The following is a 20,416-nucleotide window of genomic DNA, read 5'->3' on the forward strand; positions in this document are numbered from 1 at the left end:
GCCGGCGCGCCGCGCCGGCGCCGGCTAGCCCTGGGCGTCGGCGGGACCGAAACGCAGGCTGACGCGCAGCCCGGGGTTGCCGTTGGCCAGCTCGAAGCGCGCGCCGTGCAGCCTGGCGATGGCCATGACCGTGGTCAGGCCCAGGCCGTAGCCCGGCACGTCGGGGCGCAGCCGGTAGAAGCGTTCGCCGATGCGCGCATGCTTGTCGGGCGATATGCCGGGCCCGTTGTCGGCGACCGTGAGCACGGTCTCGTCGCCCTGCCGTTCGATGGAAACCTTGATCCGCGCCGGGCTGCCGGCGTATTTCAGGGCGTTGTCGACCATGCAGGCGATGGCCCCGGCGAGCAGGTCGGGGTCGCCATGGACGGTCACCGGCGCCGCCGACGCGACCACCAGCCTGGCCTTTTTTTCTTCCGCCAGCGCTTCATAGAGCTCCACGACGTCGGACGCGATGACGTCCAGCCTGGACGGTTCGAACCGCTTGCGCATCGCTCCCGATTCCAGCTCGGATATCTGCAGCAGCTTTTCCGACACCTTGGCCAGGTCTTCGATCTCGGTGACCAGGCAGGCGATGCTGGCTTCGAGTTCCCGGCGTTCGGCCTGCGCGAGATCGATGGTGCGCAAGCGCGCCAGCATGCGCGTGAGCGGCGTGCGCAGCTGGTGCGCGACGGCGTCCGACACGTTGCGCACCCCCAGCATCAGGAGTTCGATGCGGTCGAGCATGTTGTTGATGTCGTGGGTCAGCAGGGCGAATTCGTCGGGCTTGCGCTCCATGGGCACGCGCTGCGTGATCTGGCCGGCGCCGACCTTGGCCGCGGTGCGGCGGATGACCTCCACCCGGCGCTGCATGGCGCGCCGGAACAGCAGGGCGCCCAGCAGCACCAGCACGGCCGTCACGCCCACGGCCGCAAGGCTGGCATGCTTGATCAGCTGCGTGATCTCGTGCAGGTCGCGCAGATCGTGGCCGACGATCAGGCGGGATCCGTCCGGCAGGGCGTGCGCCACCACATAGCCGTGGGCCGGCCGGCCGCGCAGCAGGACGGTGAGGTCGGTTCCTTCGGGGCCCAGCGCATCCAGCGCCGGAGCCGGCTCGATGTTGCCGGCCAGCGCCCGGCCCGCCGGATCGAGCAGCAGGAACATCTCGGTGTCGGTATTGACCTGGTCCGCGAGTTCCAGCTCGATCTCGCGGACCAGGCCCTGCAGGCCGCCCTGGTTGTAATGGGCGCCCAGGCGCTGGGCCGTGATGGCGACCTGCCGCGAGAACTGCGAAGCCTGTATGCCGGTGGTCTGGTAATAGACGATGCTCAGCAGGATCAGCGAGGTGGACAGCGCGAACAGGCTGTAGTTGAGCGTCAGGCGGAATGCGACCGAATTCCAGACGGCATGCAGGGCGTTGCGCAGGCGATGCTTCATGCGGCGCCGGACGGCTCGTCCTGCGCGAGCATGTAGCCTGTGCCGCGCACCGTATGGATGAGGGAACGGTCGGCGGGGCCGTCGACTTTCTGGCGCAGGCGGCTGATGTGGACGTCGATCACATTGGTTTGCGGGTCGAAGTGGTAGTCCCAGACCGCGGCCAGCAGCATGGTGCGGGTCAGCACCTGGCCGGAATTCATCATCATGTAGCTCAGCAGCTTGAATTCGCGGGGCTGCAGCAAGATGTTGCGGCCGGCGCGGCTCACGCGGCGGCTGATCAGATCGAGCGACAGGTCGGCCACCTGCAGCTGCCGCAGGTTGTAATCGGCCGACGCCCGCCGCACCAGGGCTTCGAGGCGGGCGGCGAGTTCGGGAAAGGCGAAAGGCTTGCTGAGGTAGTCGTCGCCGCCGGCCTTCAAGCCGCGCACCCGCTCGTCCAGCGCGGTCAGGGCGCTGAGCACCAGCACCGGCGTCTGCTTGCCCAGGCCGCGCAGGGTGGCGAGTATGGACAGGCCGTCCACGTCGTTGGGCAGCATGCGGTCCAGCACGATGACGTCCCAGTATTCGCCGGTGGCGCGCTGCAGGCCGGACGCGCCGTCGGCGCAGGTCGTGACGGAATGGCCGAGCTCTTTCAGCCCCGCCGCGATGTATCGCGCGTTGTCGATGTCGTCTTCAATGATCAGGCAGCGCCACATGGCTCGTATGCCTGCGCGGCAGGCACTCCTCTTTCGGGTACGGACGGTCTTAAAGAATGCTATGCGGGCGCGGAATGGTCAAGCGCGCAAGATTACCAAACGGTAATGCCCCGGTAATCCTGGGCGCCGCGCTTTTTACCTACCATTTGGCACTGGCCCCATCGCGGTGATGGCGTGCCGCGCGGCGTTCGCGAAGAAGAGGCGCCGCGCCGATTCAGCAAGCAGCGAGGGGATGAGGAAAGGATGAGAATACGCTCTAAGCAGGACTTTTGGTCGGGCCTGATGTTCGTGGGCATCGGCCTGTTTTTCGCATTGGAGGCGACCCACTATCAGATGGGCACGGCGGCCCGCATGGGGCCGGGCTATTTCCCGTTCTGGCTGGGCGTGATCCTGGCGGTGATGGGGGCCGGCGTGGCGCTGGGCGCGCTGTCGATCAAGGCCCAGGAAACCCGGGTGGAGAAGTTCGACTGGCGCGTCACCGCGCTCATCATCGGGTCCGTCATGCTGTTCGGCGTGCTGCTGAACTTTCTCGGCGTGTATCTGTCGACCTTCATCCTGGTGGTCGTGAGCAGCATCGCGGGCCACGATTTCAATTGGAAAGTGGCGGTGGCCAACGGCGCCTTCCTGGTGTTCTTTTCCTATTTGGCGTTCATCAGGGGGCTAGGTCTGATCTTCCCCCTCTGGCCGAGTTTCAGCTGAGGAGCCGGCCATGGAACTGCTTGAACATCTGTCTCTGGGCTTGTCGGTCGCCTTCACGGCCGAAAACCTGATCTACGCCTTCATGGGCTGCCTGCTGGGAACCCTGATCGGCGTGCTGCCGGGCATCGGGCCGGTGCCGACCATCGCCATGCTGCTGCCCATCACCTACATCCTGCCGCCGACCGCCGGCTTGATCATGCTGGCCGGCATCTATTACGGCGCGCAGTACGGCGGCTCGACGACGGCCATACTGGTGGCGCTGCCGGGCGAGACCTCTGCGGTGGTGACGGTGCTGGACGGCCATCAGATGGCGCGCAATGGTCGCGCCGGCTCGGCCCTGGCGATCGCGGCGCTGGGCTCCTTCTTCGCCGGCTGCGTCGCGACGATATTGCTGTCGGCCTTCGCCCCGCCCTTGGCCGAAGTCGCCTTCAAGTTCGGCCCCGCCGAGTATTTTTCCCTGATGGTGCTGGGGCTGGTCGGCGCCGTGGTGCTGGCTTCCGGCTCGCTGCCCAAGGCCATCGCGATGATTCTCCTGGGCCTGTTGCTGGGCATGATAGGCACGGACGTGAACTCCGGCGTGGCCCGCTACGATTTCGGCATCCCCGAACTGCAGGACGGCATAGACTTCGCCATCGTCGCCATGGGCGTCTTCGGCTTCGCCGAAATCATGAACAACCTGCAGCAGCGCGAGAACCGGGTCGACATCACCGACAAGGTCGGCACGCTTTACCCCAACCGCAAGGAGTTCCGCGAAGCCTATCCCGCGGTCCTCCGCGGCACGGCGCTGGGGTCGGCGTTGGGCATCCTGCCGGGCGGCGGGGCGGTGCTGTCGTCGTTCGCGTCCTATACGCTGGAGAAAAAGCTCTCCCGCGAGCCCGAGCGCTTCGGCAAAGGCCACCCGGCGGGCGTGGCGGGACCCGAGTCGGCGAACAATGCGGCGGCGCAGACTTCGTTCATTCCCCTGCTGACCCTGGGCATACCGGGCAACGCGGTGATGGCCTTGATGGTCGGCGCGATGACGATACACAACATCCAGCCCGGCCCGCAGGTCATGAGCAGCCATCCGGAGCTGTTCTGGGGGCTGATCGTGTCGATGTGGATCGGCAACCTGATGCTGCTGGTCCTGAACCTGCCTCTGATCGGGCTGTGGATCAAGCTGCTCAAGGTGCCGTACCGCATCCTGTTCCCGGCGATACTGGTGTTCTGCACGATAGGCGTCTATTCGCTCAATTACAACGTGTTCGACATCTACATGACGGCGGCGTTCGGGGTGATCGGCTATCTGTGGACGAAGCTGAAGTGCGAGGGCGCGCCGTTGTTGCTGGGGCTGGTGCTGGGTCCGATGATGGAGGAAAACTTCCGGCGGGCGCTGTTGCTGGCGAGGGGCGAATACACCACCTTCGTGACGCGCCCGCTCTCGGCGTCCTTGCTGGTCCTTGCGCTCATTCTGGTACTGATCGTGGCCTTGCCGTCGATACGGAAGAAGCGGGAAGAGACTTTCGTGGAAGAAGACTGAGTGGCTTGACGGGTTGCCGGCCGCACCTGGGGTTTACACCTAATTCCCCTCGCAAAGGCTGGCACCCGCAAGAATTTTCATTTACATTGACTGGCCTGACCACTAGACCACTGCCCGTCAATCGAATGATTCCTCTCCAAGCCGTCAGCGTGCCGCGCCTGTATCGGGTCATCGCCGGACAAATCGCCGGCCGGATCCGCGCGGGCGAATTCGCGCCCGGCGAACGACTTCCCTCCGAAAGAGACTTGGCCGAGCACCTTCAAGTCAGCCGCGCCTCCGTGCGCGAAGCCTTGATCGCGCTCGAACTGGAAGGGTATGTAGAAGTCCGCGTCGGAACCGGCGTGTTCGTCACCCATGCGCCGGCGGAGCGCGCCGAGCCGCAGCCGGCGCCGCCCAGCCCCGATCCCGGCGGCGACGACATCGGGCCCTTCGACCTGCTCGAAACCCGCTTGCTGCTGGAGCCCGAGTGCGCCGCGCTGGCGGCGCAGGTGGCGCTGCCGGCGCAAATCGCGGCGATCGAGGCCGCGCACCGGGCCATGAACACCGTAGACGAACCCGGGCGCCATGATCGCGCGTTCCATCTGGCGATTGCCGACGCTTGCGGCAACGCCGCGCTGGCGTCCGCGATCGCCCACCTATGGAACCTGAGCCAGGGCAGCCCCGTCTATTCCCGCATGGAAGCTCATTTCGTGACGCAGCACATATGGGAACAGGCGCGGCGGGAACACGAACAGATACTCGGCGCCATCTCGGAACGCGATGCCGGGCGGGCGCGCCATGCCATGCACGACCACTTGGTCGGCATCCTGGCCCGCCTGCGGGCGGACTTCGGCCGAACGTCCTTGTAAAGCGTGTATTCACCCCGACACATGGATCCGAATCATGCCGCTTCCTAATCCCTCCGGCAATCATTCCAGCCTCCTCTGCCAAGAGGCCCGCGCCCGCCCGCCCGCATTTCCGGCATCCAGGCGCCGAAGCTGGCTGTTCGTGCCGGGGCTGGACAGCGCCGCGCAGCGCCGGGCGCTGGCTTCGGGCGCGGACGTGCTGGTCGCCGACCTGGAAGAGCTGACGGCGCCGCAAGACAGGGCGGCCGCGTGCATACGGGTGGTCGACTTCCTGGGGGAATGCCGCCAGGCGGGCGTGGCGGCGGCGGTCCGCATCAATTCGCTGCGGCATGGCGGCCAGGTCGAGCTCGAGAAAATCATCGAAGGCGCTCCCGACGCGGTGCTGACGTCGCAGGCCGACGCGGCGCGGCATATCGAAGAGCTCGATGCCTTGCTGGCCGCGTGCGAAACGCGGCTGCGGCTGCCGCCGGGCCGCACGGCCGTCGTTCCGGTGCTGGCCTCGCCCCTGGCCATCGTGCGCACCTTCGACGTGCTCACGGCCAGCGCCCGCATCAAGGCGGCCGTGCTGGCGGGCGGCAGGCTGGGCGCGGCCCTGGGAATGGAAGACCCGGGCGACGCGACGGCGCTCAGGCCCATCCGCGGCCGTTTCGCCCTGGAATGCGCGGCGGCCGGCTGCCTGGCCGTCGACAGCGGGCATGCATACCCGGACGCCCGGGCGCAGGCGGACGATCTCGCCTGGGCGCGCGGCGCCGGCATCAAATCAAAGTGCGCGGTCTTCGAAGACCAGGTGGCCGCGCTCAATCGGGCGCTGTCGCCGTCCATATGAAACAAAGGAGAAATCAGCATGAAAGCTCGGTCTGACGTGGAACGCAACGGCGGCCAGATTCTGATGCAGCAGCTTCGCATTCAGGGGGTGCGCCGGCTGTTCATGGTGCCGGGGGAAAGCTATCTGCCCTGCATCGACGCCCTGAACGAGCACGTGGACGCCATCCAGGCGGTGGTCTGCCGCCAGGAAAGCGGCGCGGCCTACATGGCCGAAGCGTACGGCAAGCTCACCGGCGAGCCCGGCATCTGCTTCGTGACGCGCGGCCCCGGCGCCACCAACGCCTCCATCGGCGTGCATACCGCCTTCCAGGATTCCACGCCCATGATTCTGTTCATCGGCCAGGTGGGCAACGATTTCTACGAGCGCGAGGCGTTCCAGGAAATCGACTACCGGCGCATGTTCGGGCAGATGGCGAAGTGGGTCGCCCAGATCGACCGTACCGACCGCATACCCGAATACATCGCCCGGGCGTTCGCGGTCGCGACCAGCGGCAGGCCGGGGCCCGTGGTCCTGGCGCTGCCGGAAGACACCTTGTGGGGGCGCGCCGTGGTCGAAGACCTGCCCAGGTATCAGCGGGCGCTCAGCCATCCGGGCGTGGGCGACATGACGCGGCTGAAAACCTTGCTGGACGAAGCCGAGCGTCCGTTCCTGCTGGTCGGCGGCAGCGGCTGGACCCAGGACGCCGTCGAGCGCATAAGCGCTTTCGCGCAGCGCTTCGAGCTGCCGGTGGGCACCGCCTGGCGCCGGCTGGAATGCTTCAACCAGCGCCATCCCAACGCGGCGGGCCACGTCGGCTGGGGCATGACCGACGAACTGCGGAACCGCATCCTGGATGCCGACCTGATTCTGGCCGTAGGCACACGTCTGGGCGAGGCCACCACGCTGGGCTATACGCTGGTCGAAAGCCCGCGGCCGCGCCAGAAACTGGTGCATGTCTACCCCGACAGCGCCGAGCTCGGCCGGGTCTTCATGCCCACCCAGGCCATCGTCGCCGGCGTCGCTGGCTTCGCGCAGGCGCTGGAGCCCCTGCAGCCCGGGCATGCCGTCCCGCGCGGCGCGGCGGTCCAGGAGGCGCACGCCCAATACCTGGACAGCCTCAGGGCGCTCGACTTCCCCGGCCCCATGAGCCTGGACGCCGCGGCCGGGCACCTGGGGCGCAGCCTGCCCGACGACGCATGCCTCACGGTGGGCGCGGGCAACTATGCGCTTTATCTGCATCGCTATCGCTCGTTCAACGGACTGGGTACCAGCCTTGCGCCCACGGTGGGCTCCATGGGCTATGGGCTGCCGGCCGCCATCTCGGCCAAGCTCGAGCACCCGGACCGCATCGTGGTGTGCGGGGCGGGCGACGGCTGCTTCCAGATGAACATGCAGGAACTCGGCGTGGCCATGCAGTATCGCCTGGGCATCGTCGTACTGGTGTTCAACAACGGCATGTGGGGCACCATACGCGCCCACCAGGAACGCGAATTCCCGGCGCGCCCCATCGCGCTCGATTTCGAGAACCCGGACTTCACCCAGGTCGTCCGGGCCTACGGCGGGCTGGGCATCGCGGTGGAAAAAACCGAGGATTTCCCTGCCGCGCTGGACCGCGCGCTGGCATTCGCGCAAACCGAAAACCTGCCGGCCCTGCTCGAAATCCGCTATGACGCCGACGGCATCGCGCCGGGCGAGACCTTGTCGGCGATACGCGCGGCCGCGCTTGCGCGCGCCGCCGGGTGACATGATTCCATGACCCTCCGTCCTTTAACCTGAAACCTTGGATTGCAGATCGACGTGAACATCATTTTTGCCTCTACCCTGGACCTGGACGACGACGCCTGGATCAATCCGCTGCAGGCGGCCATCCCTTCCGCCCGCATCCACGCCTGGTCCGACCAGGGCGCCTCCGTGGGCGCGGAACTGGCCATTGCATGGAATCCGCCCCAGAACCTGTTCCAGCGCGAACCCGGGATCAAAGCGGTATTCAATCTGGGCGCGGGCGTCGACGCGCTGTTCCGCCTGCCCGGCCTGGGCGCGGACGTATCCGTGGTGCGCGTCGAGGACGCCGGCATGGCCGTGCAAATGGCGGAATACGCGGTGTACGCGCTGGTACGGGCATCGCGCAACTTCGACGAGTACGAGCGCCTGCAAAAGCAGAAGCGCTGGGAGCCCCAGCCCGACATCCAGCGTTCGAAATGGCCGGTGGGCGTGCTGGGCATGGGCGTCATGGGGACGCGCGTGGCGCAGGCGATCGCTGGCCTGGACTACCCCGTGGCGGGCTGGTCGCGCAGCGGCAAGGATTTGCCCGGCGTGCAAAAGTTCGCCGGCATGGACGAGCTCCCGGCTTTCCTGGCGCGCACGCGCGTGCTGATCAACACGTTGCCGCTCACGGACGAGACGCGCGGCATCCTACGCCGCGAAACGCTGCGGCAGCTGCAGCCGGGCGCTTATCTGATCAGCATGGGGCGCGGAGGCCATCTGGTGGAAGAGGACTTGCAGCCGCTGCTGGACTCGGGCCACCTGCTGGGCGCGACGCTCGATGTCTTCCAGCAGGAGCCTCTGCCGGAGGATCATCCGTTCTGGTCGGATCCGCGGATCACGATCACGCCTCATGTGGCGGCGGCCAGCCTGCGGGAAGAGACCATCGAGCAGGTGTCGGACAAGATCAATCGCTATCTGCGCGGCGAGCCGCTGACCGGCGTCGTGGCGCGGGACAAGGGGTATTGATTTCCGGCCGCCGGGGGCCTGGCACCCCGGCGGCCGCCCAGCCGACTACCCTAGGCTGATCCAGGTCGTCTTCAGCGAACTGTACTTGTCCAGCGCGTGCAGCGACTTGTCGCGGCCAAAACCCGATTGCTTCACCCCGCCGAACGGTACGGTCACGTCCCCGTCGAAATAGCAATTCACCCACACCAGACCCGCGCGCAGCCTGCGCGACACCCGGTGCGCGCGTGACAGGTCGGCCGTCCACAAGCCCGACCCCAGACCATAGATCGACGCATTCGCCTGGGCCAGCGCCTCTTCCTCCGTGTCGAAACGGCTGGCGGCGAGGACCGGGCCGAAGATTTCCTCGCGGACGATCGTGAGCGACTGCGTGCCGCATTCGAAGATGGTGGGCTCGACATAATAGCCGCCGGTTTCGCTGCGCACTTGGCCGCCGCCGACGCGCAGCGTCGCGCCTTCACGCTTTCCGCTGTCGACGTACTGCAGCACGCGCGCCAGTTGGCGCTCATCGACGATGGCGCCCATCTTGGCGTTCGGGTCCAGCGGATCGCCGGGCTGCATGGCGGCGGCGTGCCGCTCCAGCTTGCGCATGAACTCATCGTAAATGCCCGACTGCACATAAAGCCGGGAACCGGCGATGCATACTTCGCCCTGATTGTTGAAAATGCCGATGGCCGCGGCCAACGCAGCGCGGTCCAGGTCGGGGCAGTCGTCGAAGATGATGTGGGGCGATTTGCCGCCGCATTCCAGCCAGATCTGCTTCAGGTTGGACTGGCCGGAATATTGCATGAAGCGCTTGCCCGTCGCGGTCGAGCCGGTGAAGGCCAGGCAGTCGACGTCCGGATGCAGGCCCAGGGCCTGGCCCGCCACCGGCCCGGTGCCCGGGACGATGTTCAGCACGCCCGGAGGGATGCCGGCTTCGAGCGCCAGCTCGCCCAGCCGGATGGCGGACAGGCAGGATTGCTCGGCGGGCTTCAGCACGACGCTGTTGCCCATCGCCAGGGCCGGCGCCACCTTCCAGGTGGCCATCAGCAAGGGGTAGTTCCAGGGCACCACCGCCGCGATCACCCCCAGGGGCTCGCGCGTGATGGTGGCGAGCGCGTGCGCGTCGGTGGGCGCGATTTCATCGTACTGCTTGTCTATGGTCTCGGCATACCAGGCGTAGGTCCGCGCGGCTTCCGGAATGTCGTATCCCAAGGTGTCGGAAATGGGCTTGCCCATGTCCAGCGTTTCGATGAGCGCCAGTTCTTCGGCATGCAGCGTGATCAGTTCGGCCAGCTTGAGCAGCCGCTTCTTGCGCTCGGCGCGGGGCATGCCGGACCAGACGCCGGATTCGAAAGCGCGCCGGGCGGCGCGGACGGCCTGGTCGATGTCGTGCTCGTCGCACGACGCCACTTGCGCCAGCGTCCGGCCCGTGGCGGGGTTGACCGCGTCCAGCGGGGCGCCGCAGCCGGCGTGCGTCCGGCCGTCGATGATGGCCTGAGTGCTCGGCTTGAGCTTGCTGGCGCGGGCCTGCCAGTCTTGCAGCGTGAGGGTCGATGTCATGTGTCCGCTCCGTATCGGGATCAAGCCGGCGGCTTATTGCCGCGCGGCAGGGCGAGGAAAACACCCGCCGCGGTGATCAGGGCGATGCCCGTCATGGCCAGTGCGTCGGGTGGCTGATTGAATAGAAAGGTGCTGAACCCCACGGCCATGAGCAGCTGGCAGTAGTTCAGCGGCGCCAGGGTGGATGCGGCCACGCGCTGGAAGGCCGCGATCAGCAGCAGATGGCCGGCGCCGTTGCAGACGCCCAGGCTCAGGATGAACAGGAAGTCGGCCAGGTCGGGCCAAGGGTCCGGCAGGAAGAAGGGCGCGGGCAGGCCGGTGATCACCACGCACACGAAGGCGGTGTAGCTGTACTGGATGTGGCCGGGGACCTTGCCCGCAAGCTTGCGCGTCAGCAGCTGGAATATGGAAAAACAGATGGCGGACGCCACCATCAGCGCCGTGCCCAGCGCCGGCAGGTCGTTGCCGGGCCGCACGACCAGCAGCATGCCGCCGAAGCCGGCGAAGACGGCCAGCCATTTCGCGAGCCCGACTTTTTCTTGCAGAAACCAGGGGGACAGCACGACGACGATGAGCGGCGACGTGAAGTAGATGGCCGTGGCCTCGGCCAGCGGCATCCAGATGAGCGCCGTCATGAAGCAGGTGCCCACCGTGCCCAGGGCCACGCCCCGCCAGATCAGCAGCCCCTTGTGCGGCGCATCGCGCAGCCTGGGCCCCCCGTGCCTCACCAGCATCGCCACGGCCAGCAAGGCCACGGTCGCATAGCGCATGATGTTCAGGAAGGGGGCCGGGTAGGTTTCCAGCAGATGCTTGGACGACGCATCGAAAATGGCGAAGGTCATCAAGCCGCACAGAAACAGCAGGACGCCCGCCTTCTGGGAGGCGGGCGGCGACAGCGCCGGTGCGGGGACGGAGCTCATGGACTCAGGCCGACGCCACGCCGGCATGCGTCAGCATGGCGCCCAGCAGCACATTGGCGCCGGCTTCCAGGTGCTCGGGCCTGGCGTCTTCCACTTCATTGTGGCTGATGCCGTCCTTGCAGGGAACGAAGATCATGGCGGTGGGGCTGACGGTGGCCATGTAGACCGCGTCGTGGCCGGCGCCCGTGACGATGGGCATGTGCGCGTAGCCGCGCGCCTGCGCCTGTTCCCTGACCGCGTCTATCAGTTCCGGCGCGAAAGGCGTGGGCGGGAAATGCTGCACGTCCTGCAGGTCGACCTGGACCGCATAGCCGCAAAGATCGCCGCTGGACAAGGCCTTGACGGCCCGGCGCAGCCGGGCGTCCATCTCGGCCAGGCGGTCGGCGTTCTCGTGCCGCAAGTCGACCGTGAACGACACGCGGCCGGGGATCACGTTGCGGGACGACGGGAAGACGTTGGCCACGCCGACCGTGCCGCGCCCTTGCGGCGCGAAGTCCAGCGCGATCTTGACGACTTCCTGCATGAGGTGGGTGGCGGCGTACAGCGCGTCGCGGCGCAGGGGCATGGGCGTGGGGCCCGCGTGCGCTTCCATGCCGGTCACGGTCACGTCGTACCAGCGCAGGCCGAGCGAGCCCGTGACCACGCCGATGACCTTGTCTTCCGCTTCCAGGATGGGGCCCTGCTCGATGTGCGCCTCGAAGTATTTTCCGATCTGGTGCGAAGGAACCGGCGCCGTGCCGGCATAGCCGATGTTCACGAGTTCGTCGCGCACCGCCTTGCCGTCGACGTCCACCGCGGACAGCGCGGTTTCAAGCGGAAAGACCTTGCAGAACGCGCCCGAGCCCATCATGACGGGCACGAAGCGCGTGCCCTCTTCATTGGTCCAGATGACCAGTTCCAGCGGGGCGTCGGTTTCTATGCCTTTTTCGTTCAGCGTGCGCATGACTTCCAGTCCCGCCATCACGCCGAAACAGCCGTCGAATTTTCCGCCGGTGGGCTGCGTGTCGATGTGGCTGCCCGTGGCCACGGGCGGCAGCGACGGCCGGCGCCCGGGGCGGCGCCCGAAGATGTTGCCGATCTGGTCGACGGTGATCTCCAGGCCGGCTTCCTTCATCCAGCCCACCACCAGGTCGCGCCCCTGTCCGTCCAGCGGCGACAGCGCGAGCCGGCAGTTGCCGCCCTTGGGCGTGGCGCCGATCTCGGCCAGTTCCATCAGCGAGCGCCACAGGCGCTCGCCGTTTATCGTCAATTGGGAAATATCGCTCATGCCGGTTTCCTTTCGAATGTTGATGTTGACGGGCCTCAGGACTGCTTGGCCTTCAGGCCGCGCAGCAGCGAGCCCAGGGCTTGCCCGAGGATGTCCACCATGTAGCCGCCTTCCTGGACCACGACGGTGGGCAGGCCCAGCGCGCTGATGCGTTCGCCGATCTGCCGGTAGGCGTCCAGGTCCAGCTTCAGCACGCTGATGGGATCGTCGCGGTAGGTGTCGAAGCCCAGCGCCACGACCAGCGCCTGCGGCCGGAAGTCGCGCAAGGTGACCAGGACTTCGTCCAGGGCGCCGATGAAGCCCGCGGTGGTCGTGCCGTGGGGCAGCGGCACGTTGACGTTGTAGCCGTGTCCGCTGCCGTATCCGCGCTCGTGGGCGTAGCCGGTGTAGAAGGGGTAGTAGCCGGCGGGATCGGCGTGCAGGGACACGGTCATGACGTCCGAGCGCTGGTAGAAGATGTTCTGCGTGCCGTCGCCGTGGTGGGCGTCGACGTCCAGCACCACGACGGACGAGAAGGTCTCGCGCAGGCGCTGGGCCGCGATGGCGCTGTTGTTCAGATAGCAGAAGCCGCCGGCCCGGTCGTAGTGCGCATGGTGCCCGGAAGGGCGGCACAGCGCATAGGCGATGTCCTTGGTGGCGCTGACCCAGTCGGCCGCGGCCACGGCGCAGTGCGTGGAGCGCAGGGCGGCCTGCCAGGTGTGCGGGCCGATGGGGCAGGCCAGGTCGCTGATGTAATAGCCGGCCTGCGCGATGATGGAGTCCGAAGGGCAGGGGGGGCGCCCGGCCTGTTCGACGCGCCCGTTATGGTACGGAGACATGTTGGGCAGGACTTCCGGGCCGGGCTCCAGCCCCGGCTGCTTCATGGCCTGCCACCGGGAATAGGCGTTCTTCAGGAACTCCACGTATTCCAGGCTGTGCACCGCCAGCATGGCGTGCCCATAGTCCGGCGGGGTTTCGCTGGTGATCCCGGCCTGGGCCAGCATGCCGTTCAGGATTTGCGCGCGCGCGGGCACGTCGGCGGGTGCGCAGATGCGGCCGGCGCGCATGAACTGCTGGGGCTGGTGCAGCAGTTGTTCTTCGGAAAAAAATGCTTTCATGTCGGTTCCGGTTTACTTGATTTCGACCTCGACGAACACGAATTCGCTTTCTTTCGACGGGTTGATGACGTTGTGCTCCACGCCCACCGGCCTGAAGTAGGAGACGCCCGCCGTCAGCTGGCTGGTGACTTCGCCGTCCGGAGTCTCCAGCAGCAAGGGGCCGCTGGTTTGCGGCACCACCACGTAATTCATGCCGTGGCGATGCCACCCGGTTTCTCCGCCGGGCGGAAAGCGCCATTCCGTCACCTTGACGGTGTCGTTGTCTATCTGCACGGTGGGAATTGCTGCTGGGCGCGTCATGGTTCACTCCTGATGTTCAAGCGTAATACTGGTGGGTTCTAAGCCCTATACCGCTATGCCGTTTCCGCCTGGGTCGGATCCCAGTGCTTGCCCGGCACGGCCGCGATCAATTGCTGTGTATAAGGATTCTGGGGCGCATCGAAAATCTGCGACGGCCGCCCGTATTCGACGATCTTGCCGCGGTGCATGACCACGACGGCGTTGCAGACCTGGGCGGCCACGCGCAAGTCGTGCGTGATGAAGATCATGGCGATCTGCAGCTTCTGCTGCAGGGTGCGCAGCAGCTCCAGCACCTGCGCCTGCACGGAGACGTCCAGGGCCGATACGGATTCATCGGCCACCAGCAGCTTCGGATCGAGGGCCAGGGCCCGCGCGATGCCGATGCGCTGGCGCTGGCCGCCCGAGAATTCGTTGGGATACCGATGGTAGGCCGAGGCGTCCATGCCGACCAGGTTCAGCAGCTCGCGTGCGCGCGCCTCGGCCTGGGCGCGCGGCTTGCCGTTGGCGACCGGGCCGTCGGTCAATATCTTGCCGATGGTGTGGCGCGGATTGAGCGACGCGAACGGATCCTGGAAGATCATCTGGATGTTGTTGCGCATGGGGCGGAACTCGCCTTCGGACAGCGGGGCGATGTCCTTGCCCTGGAACAGCATCTGTCCGCCGTCCAGGCCGATGAGCTTGAGCAGGCATTTGCCTATCGTGGACTTGCCCGACCCGGACTCGCCCACGATGCCCAGGGTCTCGCCGTGGCCGACCGTGAAGCTGACGTCGTCGACCGCGTTGACGACGCGCTTCTTGCCCAGCATGCCTCCGCCGGTGACGTAGGTCTTGCGCAGATTGCGCACCTCCAGCACGGGCGCGGGCTTTTCCGCCTGCGCGCTTTCATCCATGCGGCGATGGGGCACCGAGGAAATCAGCCGCTTGGTATAGGGGTGCGCCGGCCGGTTCAGCACCTGCTCGGCGGTTCCCTGCTCGACCAGTATGCCTTTCTCCATGACGGCGACGCGATGCGCGATCTCGGCGACCACGCCGAAGTCGTGCGTGATGAACATGACGCCCATGCCTTTTTCCTTCTGGATGCGGGCGATCAGCGCGAGTATCTGCGCCTGGGTCGTCATGTCGAGCGCCGTGGTGGGCTCGTCGGCGATCAGCAGGTCGGGCTCCAGCGCCAGCGCCATGGCGATCATCACGCGCTGGCGCTGGCCGCCCGACAGGCGGAAGGGATAGACGCCGTAGAGCGTCTCGGGATCGGGCAGGCCCACGAAGTTCAGGAGATCGAGCACGCGCTTCTTGCGCTGTTCCCCGGGGTACTTGTCGTGCACCTGCATGACTTCGCCGATCTGCTTGCCGACGGTCATGAGCGGGTTCAGGGCCGATAGCGGCTCCTGGAAGATCATGCCGATCTCCTGGCCGCGCATCGCCTGCAGCCGGCTTTCCGGCTGGGTGAGCAGGTCGGTGCCCTTGAACAGGATGCGGCCGCCCGTGGGCTTCAGGTAATCGGGCAGCAGGCCCATGATGGCGTTGGCGCTCATGGATTTGCCCGAGCCCGATTCGCCGACGATGCACAGGATTTCGCCCGGGAAGATTTCATAGGAAACGTTCTCGACGGCGTAGGGGCGGTCGCCGCCGGCGGGCAGCGGAATGGAAAGATTCTGTATCGAAAGCAGTGGTTTCTTGCTGTCCATGTCGCGCTCCTTATTCGCCGCGCTTGCGCAGTTGCGGGTTCAGGGCGTCGCTGAGGCCTTCGCCGATGAGATTGATGGCCAGCACCGTGAGCAGGATGGCCACGCCGGGCCACACGCTCATCCACCAGGCTTCGCGGATCATGGTGCGCGAAGCGCCGATCATGAAGCCCCAGCTCATCATGTTCCGGTCGCCCAGCCCCAGGAAGGACAGCGCCGATTCCGTCAGAATGGCGGTGGCCACCATGAAGGACGCGGACACGATGATGGGGGACATGGCGTTCGGAAGGATCTGGGACCACACGATGCGGGCCGGCTTCTGGCCGATCACGATGGCGGCCAGCACGAACTCGCGCTGCTTGAGGGTCATGAACTCCGACCGCACCAGGCGCGCGGCGGGAGGCCAGGACACCGCCGTGATGGCGCCCATGATGGAATAGATGGACGGGCTCAGCACGGCCACGATCACCACCGCCAGCGCCAGTTGCGGAATGGTCTGGAAGAACTCGGTGAATCGCATCAGGGCGTCGTCGATGCGGCCGCCGCAATAGCCGGCGGTGGCGCCGATGGCAATGCCGAAGACCAGGGCGATGGCCGTGGACAGCAGGCCGACGATCAGGGAGACGCGCGCGCCCCAGACCAGGCCGGCGGTGATGTCGCGGCCCAGCATGTCGGTGCCGAAGGGGTAGGCCGGGTCGGTGAACGGCGGGATGAGCGGCGCATCGACCATCATCCAGGGCGAGTCTTCGTAGATGTAGGGCGCGCCCACCGCCAGGGCGGCCACCACCAGAATGATGCACAGCCCGAATACGGCGCCGTAGTTGCGCGCATAACGCTTCGCGAATTTTTTCATCATGCGGCTCCCGGTTCGCCGCCCGCCGAGATGCGCGGATCGACGAGTCGATACGTGATGTCGGTCAGGAGGTTGAAAACGACGACCATGGTCGAAGTGACCAGGAAAATGCCCAGCAGCAGCTGGTAGTCGCGCTGCAGCAGCGCATCGAACATCAGCCGGCCGATGCCGGGCCAGGCGAACACCGTTTCAGTCAGGACGGCGCCGCCGGCCATCTGGCCGAGCTGTATGCCCGCGAAAGTGATGACCGGCAGCAGGGCGTTGCGCAGCACGTGGATGCGGATGATGCTGCCCGGGGGCACGCCTTTGGCGCGGGCGGTCTTGACGAAATCCATGCCGATCACTTCCAGCATGGAGGCGCGCGTCAGCCGCACGTAGAAAGCCATGAAGAAGCAGCCCAGGGTGACGGTGGGAAGAATCAGGTGCATGGCGATGTCCTGCGCGCGCGCCAGCCCGGTCAGGTTGGAGCCGACGGACTCCATGCCGAAGGCGGGCAGCCAGCCGAGCAGGACGGAGAACAGCAATATGCCCATGAGCGAGAGCCAGAACAGCGGCGTGGCGTACAGGATCAGCGCGCCCGTCATGACGGTGCTGTCCAGCCACCGGCGCTTGTTGCTGTAGCGGGCCTTGGCGGCCACGACGCCCAGCAGCACGCCCAGGGTGATGGAAAACAGGAAGGCGCAGATCATGAGCAGGAAGGTGGCGGGCAGCCTTTCCAGGATGAGGTCCAGGACCGGCACGTGGTTGCGGTACGAAAAGCCGAAATCGAGCTGGACGACGCCTTTCAGGTACAGAAAGAGCTGGGTGAGGACGGGCTCATCCAGGCCGAAGGATTCGCGCAGCCTGGCGACGTAGGTCGGGTCGCTGGCGCCGGCCTGGCCGGCCAGGACCGCGGCGGGATCGCCGGGCGCGAGGCGGATGAGAAAAAAATTGACGACCACGACGCCCAGGATCACGAAGATCGCCTTGGAAAGCCGGGAAGCAAGGAACAAAAGAAATTTCATGGGCGAGGCACCGATATACGAGGAAGGCGGGTATTCCCGGCCGGCGGCGCAGCCATGGCGCAGCCGGCCGGGAAGGGCTTACTTCTCTATATACACATCGTCAAAGGACTCGTTCAGGCCAATGGCGGTCTTCACGAGGTTCTTGACCTTGCTCCGTGAAAGAGTGGGGAACTCCATGTCGACCAGATAGCCCAGCGACACGTCCTCGACCAGTTTCTTCTGGATCTGGGTGTAGAGCTCCTGGCGCTTGGCGGGATCGGTTTCCGATGCGGCGGCGCTCCAGACCTTGTCGAGTTCGGGGTTGCTATAGCCCTGGACGTTCGCGAAAGGCGAGCCCTTCACGATGTTGGACGTGATGTGGAAACGCTCGACCCCCAGCGCCGGATCGCCGTACTGGTAGGCGTAGGTGGTGGTCAGGTCGAAGTCCCAGTTGCCCGTGCGGCTGGCCCAGCCCCCGGCGTCGGTGGCTTCCAGGTTCACCTTGAAGCCCAGCTGTTCCAGGCTCTGCTTGGTGTATTCGTCCAGCCGCTCCCAGGTGGCGCCGTAGGGGAAGCTCAGGTGCCGGATGGTGTAGTCGCCCGGGTTGATGCCGGATTCCTTGATGAGCTGGCGCGCCTTCTTCATGTCGAAGTCCAACGAGGGCATGTTCTTGTCGTAGAACATTTCCGTGGCGACGAAGGGGCCGGTGGAAATCTGGCCCAGGCCGAAGAAGATGTTGTTCACGATGAGCTTGCGGTTCATCGCGGCCATGACCGCGCGCCTTACCTTGACGTTGTCGAAGGGCGGCTTGCGCTCGTTGAAGATCAGGTAGGCCTGGGGCGAGAACATTTCCCAGCCCTTGGTGGTGTAGTCGACGTTGGGCAGGGCGCGCAGGCGCTTGATGTCCACGTTGTCGACGTCGCCGCCGCGCAGGACGTCGACCGTGCCTTGTTCAAAGGCGACGGCGCGCGAGGCCGAGTCGGGGATCACGTTGAAGATGAGCTCGTCGAGATAGGGCTTGCCCTGCTTCCAGTAGTTGGGATTGCGTTCCAGCTTGATGTATTCGCCGCGCTTCCATTCCTTGAACATGAAGGGGCCGGTGCCGACGGGCTTCTGGTTGGCCGGATTGGTGGCGTAGTCGGTGCCCGCGTATATGTGCTTGGGCATCATCGGGGCGAAGCCGGGCTCGAACATGATCATGAAGGCCGAGAACGGGCTCTTGAGCTTGATCTTGACGGTCAGGTCGTCGACTTTTTCGACCGAGTCCACATACTTGGCCAGGATGACGCGGGCGCGCCCGTGCGTCTTGGGCAGCATGTCGGACAGCGAGAACACTACGTCGTCGGCCGTGAACGGCTTGCCGTCGTGCCATTTCACGCCCGAATTCAGGTGGAAGGTGTAGCTCATGCCGTCGGGCGCGACTTCCCAGGACTTGGCCAGCCCGGGCTGCGGCTTGAGGTCGTGCGAGTAGGTCAGCAGGCTTTCATAGATCTTGCCCGCCACGTATTGGGTCGGGGCCTGCTGATTGAGCGCGGGGATCAGTATCGGCGGTTCGGGTTGAACGATCATGCGGAGCGAGCCGCCCTGCGTCTGGGCGATCGCGCCGTTGACGGCCAGGCTCATCGCCAGGGCGCCCAGGCTTAGCTTGAACCATTTTTTAATTCTCATGGAGGTCTCCTTCTGGAATCCAGCAAGTGGTGTGGGTGGATAAGACAGCTTGTTGCGGTACTTCGAGTAAGGGTTTCAGCTGTGTTTCAATTTTTCAATTCTTGGACGCCGCACCAGTCGACGATGAACTGGGCCATGGCGGCGGCGACGCGTTTCATGCTGTCCAGCGACACGCACTCGTCGATGCCGTGGATGTCCTTGGCGAGCGGGCCATAGCAGGTGACGGGCATGTCGGTCATGAGCCGGAAGTGCCGCGCGTCGGTGCATGCCGTGCAGGCGATGCGCTTGGGCTCGGCGCCGGTGATCTTGGCATGCGCCTGCGCCAGCGTGCGCATGGCGGGCGCTTCCAGGTCGAATTCGCAGCCGGGCGCGAACTGCCCTTCGAAACGCAGGTTGAGGTCCAGCGAGCTGTTCAGGCGCGCGACCGTTGCGCGCACGCGTTCACTGACGATGCGCTTGGCTTCTTCGGGATCCATGTCCGGGAAGAAGCTGATGCGGGTGCCGAGCGTGCAGGTGCACGGAACCGATGAGTTCCATTCGCCGCCTTCTATCCTGCCCAGGTTGAAGTTGATGGGGTGGGGTTCGTCCTTGAACAGGGCGGGGCGGTTCTCCGGCGCGTTCCATTCGGCTTCCAGCTCCTTCAGGTCGGCCATGACGGCGATGCCCGCTTCGATGGGATTGACGCCTTTGGTCATGTAGGCCACGTGGGCGGGACGGCCGGTCAGTTCGACGAACATCCAGAACACGCCCACCTGGGCCGACAGCATGGTTTCGCCGAAGGGCTCGGGAATGATGGCCGCGTCGAAGTCCTGGAGCTTGGCTTTGGCCAGGGCGTTCTTGAGCGCATGGATGGTGGCCAGGGAGCCATTGCCGCCGTCTTCCTCGTTCAGGACGGCGTTGAAGCCGACCGTGGCGGCCGGTTCCACGCCCAGGTTCCTGAGCGCCTTGAACGCGGCCAGCGAGCAGACGATGCCCGCCTTCATGTCGCCGCTGCCCCGGCCGTAGAGCCATCCGTCCTTGACCACCGGGCTGAACGGCGGGTTGGACCACATCTTCTCGGGGCCGGTGGGGACGATGTCCAGGTGGCCGTTGAACAGCACGGAGCGGCCGGTGGCCTTTTCAGGCACGTAGCGGGCCAGCAGGTTGTAGCGGCCGTTGTCCGGCGAGCACGGGCAGGCGAACAGCGGCAGGTCCTTGAGCAATTCATTGTCGAGCTTGATGCGCTCGGGCTCGAGCCCCAGATCGCGCAGGGCCTGTTCCATGAATTCCGCGGCGGGCTCTTCCGCGCCCGAAGGGCTTTCCGCCCTGACGAAGGCCGAGAGCGTGTCGATCATGTAGGGCTCGAGCGCCTCGATGGCGGCCGTGATTTGTGTGGTTTCCAGCTTCAATGCCTGTCCCCAA

The 20,416-nt window shown here is 65.9% G+C and carries 18 protein-coding genes; 6 read left to right on the forward strand and 12 right to left on the reverse strand.

The window, feature by feature from the left end:
- Positions 1 to 24 precede the first annotated feature (24 nt).
- Together H0A72_RS11415 and H0A72_RS11420 are read right to left on the reverse strand one after the other, a co-directional pair.
- The gene (locus H0A72_RS11415; protein ID WP_180155327.1) at positions 25 to 1,413 is read right to left on the reverse strand and encodes a sensor histidine kinase; all 1,389 of its coding nucleotides are present in this window, start codon (positions 1,411 to 1,413) and stop codon (positions 25 to 27) included.
- Positions 1,410 to 2,108 (reverse strand): response regulator transcription factor, encoded by a 699-nt coding sequence (locus H0A72_RS11420; protein WP_180155330.1) that lies wholly within the window; start codon positions 2,106 to 2,108, stop codon positions 1,410 to 1,412. The genes H0A72_RS11415 and H0A72_RS11420 overlap by 4 nt, the downstream gene beginning before the upstream one ends.
- Before the next feature lie 243 nt (positions 2,109 to 2,351).
- Here H0A72_RS11420 and H0A72_RS11425 point away from each other — a divergent pair, with 243 nt between their 5' ends.
- The 6 genes from H0A72_RS11425 to H0A72_RS11450 all read left to right on the forward strand — a co-directional run bounded on the left by H0A72_RS11425 (position 2,352) and on the right by H0A72_RS11450 (position 8,703).
- Positions 2,352 to 2,807: a tripartite tricarboxylate transporter TctB family protein gene (locus H0A72_RS11425; protein WP_180155332.1), complete on the forward strand. Its 456-nt coding sequence runs from the start codon at positions 2,352 to 2,354 to the stop codon at positions 2,805 to 2,807.
- Between the two features lie 10 nt (positions 2,808 to 2,817).
- Positions 2,818 to 4,323, forward strand: a complete 1,506-nt coding sequence (locus H0A72_RS11430; protein WP_180155334.1) for a tripartite tricarboxylate transporter permease — start codon at positions 2,818 to 2,820, stop codon at positions 4,321 to 4,323.
- 125 nt (positions 4,324 to 4,448) lie between these two features.
- Entirely contained in the window at positions 4,449 to 5,171 is a 723-nt protein-coding gene (locus tag H0A72_RS11435; RefSeq protein ID WP_180155336.1) for a FadR/GntR family transcriptional regulator, read from the forward strand.
- 34 nt (positions 5,172 to 5,205) lie between these two features.
- A complete protein-coding gene (locus H0A72_RS11440; protein WP_180155338.1) occupies positions 5,206 to 5,994 on the forward strand; it encodes an aldolase/citrate lyase family protein in 789 nt (262 codons plus the stop codon).
- Positions 5,995 to 6,012: 18 nt separating this feature from the next.
- Positions 6,013 to 7,716, forward strand: coding sequence for a thiamine pyrophosphate-binding protein (locus H0A72_RS11445; RefSeq protein WP_180155339.1), 1,704 nt, complete (start codon positions 6,013 to 6,015; stop codon positions 7,714 to 7,716).
- Between the two features lie 54 nt (positions 7,717 to 7,770).
- Positions 7,771 to 8,703 carry an NAD(P)-dependent oxidoreductase gene (locus H0A72_RS11450; RefSeq protein WP_180155341.1) on the forward strand — a complete coding sequence of 311 codons (933 nt, stop codon included), beginning with the start codon at positions 7,771 to 7,773 and terminating at the stop codon, positions 8,701 to 8,703.
- 45 nt (positions 8,704 to 8,748) lie between these two features.
- Here H0A72_RS11450 and H0A72_RS11455 read toward each other — a convergent pair whose 3' ends face one another.
- The 10 genes from H0A72_RS11455 to H0A72_RS11500 form a co-directional block, all read right to left on the reverse strand.
- On the reverse strand, positions 8,749 to 10,245 hold the full coding sequence (locus tag H0A72_RS11455) for an aldehyde dehydrogenase (RefSeq protein WP_180155343.1): 1,497 nt from the start codon (positions 10,243 to 10,245) through the stop codon (positions 8,749 to 8,751).
- A gap of 20 nt (positions 10,246 to 10,265) precedes the next feature.
- Entirely contained in the window at positions 10,266 to 11,165 is a 900-nt protein-coding gene (locus H0A72_RS11460) for a DMT family transporter (protein ID WP_180155345.1), read from the reverse strand.
- A 4-nt stretch (positions 11,166 to 11,169) separates the two neighbouring features.
- Positions 11,170 to 12,432 carry a Zn-dependent hydrolase gene (locus H0A72_RS11465; protein WP_180155347.1) on the reverse strand — a complete coding sequence of 421 codons (1,263 nt, stop codon included), beginning with the start codon at positions 12,430 to 12,432 and terminating at the stop codon, positions 11,170 to 11,172.
- A 35-nt stretch (positions 12,433 to 12,467) separates the two neighbouring features.
- The gene (locus tag H0A72_RS11470; RefSeq protein ID WP_180155349.1) at positions 12,468 to 13,529 is read right to left on the reverse strand and encodes a histone deacetylase family protein; all 1,062 of its coding nucleotides are present in this window, start codon (positions 13,527 to 13,529) and stop codon (positions 12,468 to 12,470) included.
- A 12-nt stretch (positions 13,530 to 13,541) separates the two neighbouring features.
- Positions 13,542 to 13,829 (reverse strand): cupin domain-containing protein, encoded by a 288-nt coding sequence (locus tag H0A72_RS11475; protein WP_180155351.1) that lies wholly within the window; start codon positions 13,827 to 13,829, stop codon positions 13,542 to 13,544.
- Between the two features lie 53 nt (positions 13,830 to 13,882).
- Positions 13,883 to 15,514, reverse strand: coding sequence for a dipeptide ABC transporter ATP-binding protein (locus H0A72_RS11480; RefSeq protein ID WP_180155353.1), 1,632 nt, complete (start codon positions 15,512 to 15,514; stop codon positions 13,883 to 13,885).
- Between the two features lie 10 nt (positions 15,515 to 15,524).
- Positions 15,525 to 16,364: an ABC transporter permease gene (locus H0A72_RS11485; protein WP_180155554.1), complete on the reverse strand. Its 840-nt coding sequence runs from the start codon at positions 16,362 to 16,364 to the stop codon at positions 15,525 to 15,527.
- Positions 16,364 to 17,368 (reverse strand): ABC transporter permease, encoded by a 1,005-nt coding sequence (locus tag H0A72_RS11490; RefSeq protein WP_180155355.1) that lies wholly within the window; start codon positions 17,366 to 17,368, stop codon positions 16,364 to 16,366. The genes H0A72_RS11485 and H0A72_RS11490 overlap by 1 nt, the downstream gene beginning before the upstream one ends.
- A 78-nt stretch (positions 17,369 to 17,446) precedes the next feature.
- A complete protein-coding gene (locus H0A72_RS11495; protein ID WP_180155357.1) occupies positions 17,447 to 19,015 on the reverse strand; it encodes an ABC transporter substrate-binding protein in 1,569 nt (522 codons plus the stop codon).
- A gap of 86 nt (positions 19,016 to 19,101) precedes the next feature.
- The gene (locus tag H0A72_RS11500; RefSeq protein WP_281389283.1) at positions 19,102 to 20,403 is read right to left on the reverse strand and encodes an ArgE/DapE family deacylase; all 1,302 of its coding nucleotides are present in this window, start codon (positions 20,401 to 20,403) and stop codon (positions 19,102 to 19,104) included.
- Positions 20,404 to 20,416: the final 13 nt, after the last annotated feature.

The organism is Parapusillimonas granuli (assembly GCF_013416525.1).
GTDB classification, from domain to species: Bacteria; Pseudomonadota; Gammaproteobacteria; order Burkholderiales; family Burkholderiaceae_B; genus Parapusillimonas; species Parapusillimonas granuli.

Excerpts from the sequence above, each read along its gene's own strand:
- H0A72_RS11460 (WP_180155345.1), bottom strand. The coding sequence starts at position 11,165 with ATGAGCTCCGTCCCCGCACCGGCGCTGTCGCCGCCCGCCTCCCAGAAG.
- H0A72_RS11495 (WP_180155357.1), bottom strand. The coding sequence starts at position 19,015 with ATGAGAATTAAAAAATGGTTCAAGCTAAGCCTGGGCGCCCTGGCGATG.
- H0A72_RS11445 (WP_180155339.1), top strand. The coding sequence starts at position 6,013 with ATGAAAGCTCGGTCTGACGTGGAACGCAACGGCGGCCAGATTCTGATG.
- H0A72_RS11490 (WP_180155355.1), bottom strand. The coding sequence starts at position 17,368 with ATGAAATTTCTTTTGTTCCTTGCTTCCCGGCTTTCCAAGGCGATCTTC.
- H0A72_RS11475 (WP_180155351.1), bottom strand. The coding sequence starts at position 13,829 with ATGACGCGCCCAGCAGCAATTCCCACCGTGCAGATAGACAACGACACC.
- H0A72_RS11425 (WP_180155332.1), top strand. The coding sequence starts at position 2,352 with ATGAGAATACGCTCTAAGCAGGACTTTTGGTCGGGCCTGATGTTCGTG.
- H0A72_RS11455 (WP_180155343.1), bottom strand. The coding sequence starts at position 10,245 with ATGACATCGACCCTCACGCTGCAAGACTGGCAGGCCCGCGCCAGCAAG.
- H0A72_RS11465 (WP_180155347.1), bottom strand. The coding sequence starts at position 12,432 with ATGAGCGATATTTCCCAATTGACGATAAACGGCGAGCGCCTGTGGCGC.
- H0A72_RS11480 (WP_180155353.1), bottom strand. The coding sequence starts at position 15,514 with ATGGACAGCAAGAAACCACTGCTTTCGATACAGAATCTTTCCATTCCG.
- H0A72_RS11485 (WP_180155554.1), bottom strand. The coding sequence starts at position 16,364 with ATGAAAAAATTCGCGAAGCGTTATGCGCGCAACTACGGCGCCGTATTC.
- H0A72_RS11435 (WP_180155336.1), top strand. The coding sequence starts at position 4,449 with ATGATTCCTCTCCAAGCCGTCAGCGTGCCGCGCCTGTATCGGGTCATC.
- H0A72_RS11430 (WP_180155334.1), top strand. The coding sequence starts at position 2,818 with ATGGAACTGCTTGAACATCTGTCTCTGGGCTTGTCGGTCGCCTTCACG.
- H0A72_RS11415 (WP_180155327.1), bottom strand. The coding sequence starts at position 1,413 with ATGAAGCATCGCCTGCGCAACGCCCTGCATGCCGTCTGGAATTCGGTC.
- H0A72_RS11470 (WP_180155349.1), bottom strand. The coding sequence starts at position 13,529 with ATGAAAGCATTTTTTTCCGAAGAACAACTGCTGCACCAGCCCCAGCAG.
- H0A72_RS11440 (WP_180155338.1), top strand. The coding sequence starts at position 5,206 with ATGCCGCTTCCTAATCCCTCCGGCAATCATTCCAGCCTCCTCTGCCAA.
- H0A72_RS11420 (WP_180155330.1), bottom strand. The coding sequence starts at position 2,108 with ATGTGGCGCTGCCTGATCATTGAAGACGACATCGACAACGCGCGATAC.